The sequence below is a fragment of the Rhizobium sp. PRIMUS64 genome, assembly GCF_023006465.1.
Classification (GTDB): Bacteria; Pseudomonadota; Alphaproteobacteria; order Rhizobiales; family Rhizobiaceae; genus Rhizobium; species Rhizobium leguminosarum.
Map to the genome: position 1 here is coordinate 21,813 of NZ_JALBGX010000088.1, position 6,131 is coordinate 27,943.

The following is a 6,131-nucleotide window of genomic DNA, read 5'->3' on the forward strand; positions in this document are numbered from 1 at the left end:
GAGTGCCCGGCGAGACCTGCGGGCAGACAATGGCGAAAAACCAGTTCAGGATGTTGCGCTCGGCGCTGGCTGGCGTCGAAGCGGTGGAAGCGGAAACGCCTCACAGCTTCGACCGGCACACGCATGAGCAATTCGGCATCGGCCTGATTTCCGCCGGTGCGCAGTCGTCGCTCAGCGGCCGCGGCATGGTGGAGGCAGAGGCCGGCGACATCATCACGGTCAATCCGAACGAGGTGCATGATGGTGCGCCGATCGGTGAGGGGCGGTCGTGGCGCATCCTCTATTTCGACCCCGCCATCGTCACCGGTCTGTCGCAAGAGATCAGCGAAGGCGGGGCAGGGCGATCGGAAATCCCACATCCGGTCATCCGCAATGCGGCGATCGCCGCCGGTTTCGAAACGCTGTTTCGCGCAGTGACCGGCGGCGGGGCGGCGGATGGGCTGCTCTGCGAGGAACTGCTTCTGCAACTCGTCGCCGATGTCATGCGCGAGCGCTTTGGTACCGAAGAGCGGCCATTGGTGCCGGCGTCGATCCGTGCGGCCCGAAATCTGATCGATGACGATCCGATTGCCGCCGTCTCGCTCGCCGACCTCTCCAGGGAAAGCGGGCTGAGCCGCTTCCAGGTGTTGCGCGGTTTTGCCAAGGCGACCGGCCTGACGCCGCATGCCTATCTCGTCCAGGCCCGCATCCATATCGCCCGACGGCTGATCGCTCAGGGCACGCCGCTTGCGGAAGCGGCTTTTGCCAGCGGGTTTGCCGACCAGAGCCACATGACGCGCGTCTTCGTGCGCAAATACGGTCTGTCGCCGCGCCTCTATGCCGGCGGCTTTCTCTGAGCCTCAGGCTAAGCCTGCAATTTCGTTCAAGACCCGGACAGGCTCCTGCTGTTTTCTCGGCGCTCCAACAGGAGACGCTGAATGTCAAGGCAGGTTCAAGGTTATGTCTCTCTGGCGCTGGCCATGCTGACTGTGGGAAGCACGGTGATCGCCAGCAAACTCATCGCATCCGGTCTGCCGCCGTTCAGCGCCACCGCATTGCGCTTCGCCATCGCTTTTCCCGTCTTTCTTCTGCTGATGCGGGCGACTGGCGCGCGGCTGCCGAAACTCTCCAGGGAAGACCGCCTCATCCTTGTCATTCAGGCCGGGGCCGGCAGTGTCGGTTATACGACGCTGCTGATTTCCGGCCTCAGCCTGACCTCGGCGGCCAATGCCGGCGTCATCATCGGCACGCTGCCTGTGGTGTCGGCCGCAATCTCCATCCTGCTGCTTGGCGAACGGCCGCAGCGTGCCCTGCTTCTGGCGGTGGCGCTTGCGACGGCAGGCGTGCTGTCGATCGCCCTCACGCCTGATGCTGCCGGAGGATCGCTCTCCGGCAATGCATTGATCTTCCTGGCGGTCGTCTGCGAGGGGCTGTTCATCCTGTTGAACAAAAAGCTGAAGACCGAGATTGCGCCGCTTGCACAGTCGGCACTGATGACCGGCATCGGCTTCATCGTTGCCGCCATCCCGGCCATTTTCGAAGCGCCTCTCGCACATGGTATGTCCGCAGGCGCGGTCGCCGCCGTCGTCTATTATGCGGTGGTGCCGACCGTTGGTGGATTTCTGCTGTGGTATGCGGGGGCAGAAAGGGTGAGCGGCACGGAAGCCGCGCTCTTCACCGCGGTTGCGCCAGTTTCCGCCGTCATGCTTGCCTTCATCATCCTTGGCGAACCGGTCGGGCTCCACCAGATCGCCGGCATCGCCTGCGTGCTTGCGGCCGTGCTCGGTCTTGCTTTTGCCGGGAGCCGCACCGTCAAACTTGCCAGCGGGAGATAGATCATGCAGTTCAGCCATTCCGATGCCATATGGCAGGCCTTTCCGGAGCTTCGCGCCGGCGCACTGCATGCGGGAGGGATCCATGCGGATGCCGATGTCGAGGCGGCGATCGCAGACTTCAACGCGATCGCCGAGGCCCGGCTGACGCAAGCGCAGGAAGGCGAATTCCCTGAAATCCAGGCCTGGCGGCGCGGCTTTTCCCGCATGGGGCTGAAGCCGACGCAATATCGCTGCGCTTCCGAGGCGCTGCTGCGCCGCTTCCGCCAGGAACATGCGCTGCCGCGCCTGCATCCGCTCATCGATCTCTGCAATGCGATTTCGCTTGCCTTCGCCATTCCGGTCGCCGTCTTCGACGCTGAAAAGATCGTAGACGATCTCCAGGTTCGTCGGGCTAGGGGTGACGAGACCTATCTGACCTTTGGCGGCGAAATCGAACATCCCGAGCCGGACGAAGTGATCTTTGCAGATGGCGGGGAGAACGCGCATGCGCGGCGCTGGACGAACCGGCAGAGCGGGCTTTCGGCGGTGCGGGAGACGACGCGTTCGGTGCTGATCGTTGCCGAGGCGCTGCACGCCTCCGCCGGCGACGACATCGCCAGGCTGGTCGAAACAGTTGCGGATGCGCTTGCACGGCACTGGCCGGCGGCGGCGAAAACGGCGATGTTAAGTCCGGTATCGCCGCATTTCGAGTTCTAAGGGCGCAGCGTTTCAGGGAAAGCAACGTTCGGGGCCTTGGGCCGGCAGCATGCCCGCCCTATCTCTATGCGATCGATAGCTTCTGGAGACGAACCCGATGTCAGACAAGACGATCAAGATCCCGGGGCCGGATCATCCGATCACCGTCGAGTACAATCCCTCCCGCGTCGTCGTCACGCTTGGCGGCAAGACGATTGCCGATACCCGCGATGCGCTGACACTGTGCGAGGCTTCCTATCCGCCGGTGCAGTATATTCCACGCAGGGATGTGGACATGTCGCTGCTTCAACGCACCGACCACACCAGCCATTGCCCCTATAAGGGCGACGCCTCCTATTACAGTATCATTCCGGGCGGCGAGCGTTCGAAGAATGCCGTCTGGACCTACGAGGCGCCGAATGCCGCGGTCAGCAGCATCAAGGACCATCTCGCCTTCTATCCCGACCGCGTCGACAGTATCGAGGAGATGGCCTCTCCGGAAGCCGGTGCCTTCTGACGGCATTGAACCCGTTCCGGCGGAACATGTTTGCCGCCGGACCGTTAGGGTCATCTAGCGGGGGATATGTCGTGCCGAAATTCTACTTTCAGCTTTTTGATCGGGATGGTGCCGGGGCGACCGAGACGGGGTATGATTTCGACTCTATCGAGGCTGCGAAAACGGAGGCGCGGCGTGTTCTCGCGGAGATGGCTGCCGAAGGCCTGCCGACTGCACCTTTGAATATGATGTCGGTGGAACTCTTCGATGAAAACCGTAGGCCGCTTGCAGAAATCCGGCTGATTCTCGAAGAGATTGCGAAATAGGCCTGCCGGCCTTTGAATGCCTGTCGACCAAGCCAAAGCAATCAAAACACTATGTCAAATTTAATTGCCGGCTATGAAGGCGGGTCTTAGCGTCGCGTCAATCGAGCGAGTCGGATTGATGCGTGGGAGTGACCGCGGCAGCCCTTAAACGGCCGCCGCTATCGTAAGACGTCGAGCCATTCATTGTTGAAGACGAGACTGGCAACCGTGACCGGATCGCCGCTCTCGTCGCGAACGGTGATGGCGATCGTCATGCGATCACCCGCGGGCAGTTCGTCGCGGGCCACATCCAGCAGGATGCGGGTCAGCTCTTTCGGAATGTCTTCACGAGATTTGAGCTCGGTGCCGTGCTCGTCGCGCGTGGGACCTTCCCCGTTGTGTAGATCGAAATAGTAGCGAGCCATGTTTTTTCCTGCGCGTCAGAGGAGAAATCACAGATGAAGACAATTGTTCCAGGGGCTAGGCATTGATTCTTATAGAAAATACAGGTCGCATCGAAATGGTCCGGAGCACTTGCAATATCGGCGGACTGGGCTGTGATTGAATCCCTGCTGCTCAACCTTGGAAGCCGCGATGTTTTGTCGGCCGAAGAGGAAAGCCATCTCAGAGCGATCATCGTCAAAGACAGGTATTTTGCTGCTGGGGAGGATCTCGTCTCCGAAGGGAGCAGGCCGGGCTACAGCACGCTGCTGCTCGATGGTTTTGCGGCGCGCTACAAGGTGATGGCCGATGGCAGTCGCCAGATCACCGCACTGCATGTCGCCGGCGATTTCGTCGATCTGCACGCTTTCCCGATCAAGAAGATGGATCACGGCATCGTTGCACTGTCGTCCTGTCATGTCGCCTTCGCCGACCACGCCGATCTAAGGGCGATCACCGAGCGCATGCCGCACCTGACCCGGCTGCTCTGGCTCGATACGCTGGTCGATGGCGCCATTCACCGCGAGTGGATTGTTGCCATGGGCCGGCGCTCCAAGCGCGCCCATATCGCTCACCTCGTCTGCGAATTGTTCGTGCGGCTGCAGGTGGTGAAGCGGACGCGGGGCGCAAGCTTCCAGTTTCCGTTGACACAGATCGAGATGGCCGACGTGCTCGGCGTTTCCGTCGTCCACCTCAACAAGACGCTGCAGGCGCTGAGGCGCGAGGGCGTATTCACCTGGGAGAACCGGACGATCACCATCGTCGACTGGGAACGCCTGCAGGAAATCGCCGAATTCGATCCCGGCTATCTCAGCATCTCCAGAGAACCGCGCTAGGGCGTCATGGTTCTTGCATCTAAACGGGGTTTGCAACATGTTGCCGGTCGATAGTCGTCGACCGGGATCATCCACATCATGAATAACCTTCCAGCGGTCGATCTCAACCTCCTCGTCGCCTTCGACGCGATCATGGCAGAGCGCAGCGTCACCCGGGCCGGCGCCCGCATCGGCCGTACCCAGCCGGCGATGAGTGCTGCACTTGCCAGGTTGCGCCAGCTTTTTCAGGATGAGCTCTTCGTGCGCAGCCCGAGTGGGCTGGAGCCGACACCGCGCGCGCTCGATCTTGCCGAGCCGATCGGAAAATCTCTGCGGCATGCGCAGGAGGCGCTGGCTTTCAGCGGTGTCTTCGACCCGCGGTCGTCATCGGCTTCGTTCCGGCTCGGTCTCTCCGAACACCCAGCCTTCGTGCTTCTGCCGAAGCTGCTGGCCGCGATCAGGCAGGCCGCGCCGAATATCAGCATCGATGTCAAGGGTTTCATCGCCCGTGAAAAGGCGGTGGAAATGCTCGATGCCGGCGAGGTCGATGCGGCGGTCGGCGTGCCGGTTTCCACGTCGCCACGCATCCTTTCCCGGCCGCTTTTCGAGGAGAGCTTCGTTTCGATCGTCCGCGCCGATCATCCGGCGGCGGCAAGGGGTCTCGATCTCGATACTTTCGTCGCGCTCGACCACCTGCTCGTATCGCCGGAAGGCGATCGTTATGGCCATGTCGACCGTAAGCTTTCGGAACTCGGTCTGCGCCGCAGGCTCGGCCTGACGCTGCCGCAGATGTATGCGGCGCCGGCGATCGTCGCCGAGACCGATCTCGTCGCCACGCTGATGCGCGGCATTGTCGACGTTTCGGATAGCCGCGCCCGGCTGTCGATCCATAAGCCGCCGATCGAGCTGCTACCGGTCTCCTTTGCGCTGTCATGGCATCGCCGCAACGATTCCCATGTCGGGCAGCAGTGGTTCCGCGAACTGATCGGGTCAGTTGCGGCGAAAAAGCAGGATCGGCTCGGGGAATCGAACTGATCCTGCTTCTGAAGTCGCCAGCTCGTCTTACACCATCAGCAGCGTCTTGCCGCGGGCGCCGCCCCTAGAAAGGGACCGCAAGGCCTCGGACGTGTCCGCAAGGGCGAATTCTTGGCCGATAACGCTTTGGAGACGGCCATCTGTGGCAAGTGCCGCCACTGCAGCCAGGCGGCCGGCATCGCTCTGGTGAAAGAGGAATTGCGCATCGATGCCGCGCGCCTTCGGCCCTTCGGTGTCGAACGGTGCGGAAAGGCCGATGAGCTTGCCGCCGCGGCGGATGATGCCGAGTGATCGCTCCAGCGTTTCGCCGCCAATCGTGTCGATCACCAGGTCGAGGCCCGTCGCGAAGGCGGTAAAATCCTGGTTGCGATAGTCGATCACCCCGTCAGCGCCGAGCGAGCGGACGAGGTCGAGATTGGCCGCGGAGGCTGTCGCCGTCACATGCGCGCCGGCACGCTTTGCGAGCTGAACCGCGAAGCTGCCGACGCCGCCGGCGCCGGCATGGATGAGCACCGATTGGCCGGGCTGGACGGCTCCGGCCTCGAACAGC

9 protein-coding genes are annotated in these 6,131 nt (G+C 62.2%); 7 read left to right on the forward strand and 2 right to left on the reverse strand.

Features of this window, described 5'->3' with window-relative positions:
• Positions 1–29 precede the first annotated feature (29 nt).
• From MOV76_RS27090 to MOV76_RS27110, 5 genes are all read left to right on the forward strand, one after another.
• Positions 30–836 (forward strand): AraC family transcriptional regulator, encoded by an 807-nt coding sequence (locus MOV76_RS27090; protein WP_247265678.1) that lies wholly within the window; start codon positions 30–32, stop codon positions 834–836.
• Between the two features lie 81 nt (positions 837–917).
• On the forward strand, positions 918–1,814 hold the full coding sequence (locus tag MOV76_RS27095; protein ID WP_247265679.1) for a DMT family transporter: 897 nt from the start codon (positions 918–920) through the stop codon (positions 1,812–1,814).
• Positions 1,815–1,817: 3 nt separating this feature from the next.
• A complete protein-coding gene (locus tag MOV76_RS27100) occupies positions 1,818–2,510 on the forward strand; it encodes a B3/4 domain-containing protein (RefSeq protein WP_028732897.1) in 693 nt (230 codons plus the stop codon).
• 97 nt (positions 2,511–2,607) lie between these two features.
• On the forward strand, positions 2,608–3,006 hold the full coding sequence (locus tag MOV76_RS27105; protein WP_027683669.1) for a DUF427 domain-containing protein: 399 nt from the start codon (positions 2,608–2,610) through the stop codon (positions 3,004–3,006).
• 71 nt (positions 3,007–3,077) lie between these two features.
• Positions 3,078–3,311: a DUF6894 family protein gene (locus MOV76_RS27110; RefSeq protein ID WP_027683670.1), complete on the forward strand. Its 234-nt coding sequence runs from the start codon at positions 3,078–3,080 to the stop codon at positions 3,309–3,311.
• Positions 3,312–3,469: 158 nt separating this feature from the next.
• Here the strand turns inward: MOV76_RS27110 and MOV76_RS27115 are convergent, their stop codons facing one another.
• On the reverse strand, positions 3,470–3,715 hold the full coding sequence (locus tag MOV76_RS27115; RefSeq protein ID WP_012758369.1) for a DUF6894 family protein: 246 nt from the start codon (positions 3,713–3,715) through the stop codon (positions 3,470–3,472).
• Between the two features lie 132 nt (positions 3,716–3,847).
• Between MOV76_RS27115 and MOV76_RS27120 the strand changes: the two genes are divergently transcribed.
• Both MOV76_RS27120 and MOV76_RS27125 read left to right on the forward strand, forming a co-directional pair.
• Positions 3,848–4,567, forward strand: a complete 720-nt coding sequence (locus MOV76_RS27120) for a Crp/Fnr family transcriptional regulator (protein ID WP_026237206.1) — start codon at positions 3,848–3,850, stop codon at positions 4,565–4,567.
• A 78-nt stretch (positions 4,568–4,645) separates the two neighbouring features.
• Positions 4,646–5,581, forward strand: coding sequence for a LysR family transcriptional regulator (locus MOV76_RS27125; protein WP_247265680.1), 936 nt, complete (start codon positions 4,646–4,648; stop codon positions 5,579–5,581).
• A gap of 27 nt (positions 5,582–5,608) precedes the next feature.
• Here the strand turns inward: MOV76_RS27125 and MOV76_RS27130 are convergent.
• On the reverse strand, positions 5,609–6,131 hold a 523-nt coding region (locus tag MOV76_RS27130), incomplete at its 5' end, for an NADP-dependent oxidoreductase (RefSeq protein WP_247265681.1).

Coding starts and splice junctions, on each gene's coding strand:
- MOV76_RS27115 (WP_012758369.1), bottom strand. CDS start 3,715: ATGGCTCGCTACTATTTCGATCTACACAACGGGGAAGGTCCCACGCGC.
- MOV76_RS27125 (WP_247265680.1), top strand. CDS start 4,646: ATGAATAACCTTCCAGCGGTCGATCTCAACCTCCTCGTCGCCTTCGAC.
- MOV76_RS27090 (WP_247265678.1), top strand. CDS start 30: ATGGCGAAAAACCAGTTCAGGATGTTGCGCTCGGCGCTGGCTGGCGTC.
- MOV76_RS27100 (WP_028732897.1), top strand. CDS start 1,818: ATGCAGTTCAGCCATTCCGATGCCATATGGCAGGCCTTTCCGGAGCTT.
- MOV76_RS27095 (WP_247265679.1), top strand. CDS start 918: ATGTCAAGGCAGGTTCAAGGTTATGTCTCTCTGGCGCTGGCCATGCTG.
- MOV76_RS27105 (WP_027683669.1), top strand. CDS start 2,608: ATGTCAGACAAGACGATCAAGATCCCGGGGCCGGATCATCCGATCACC.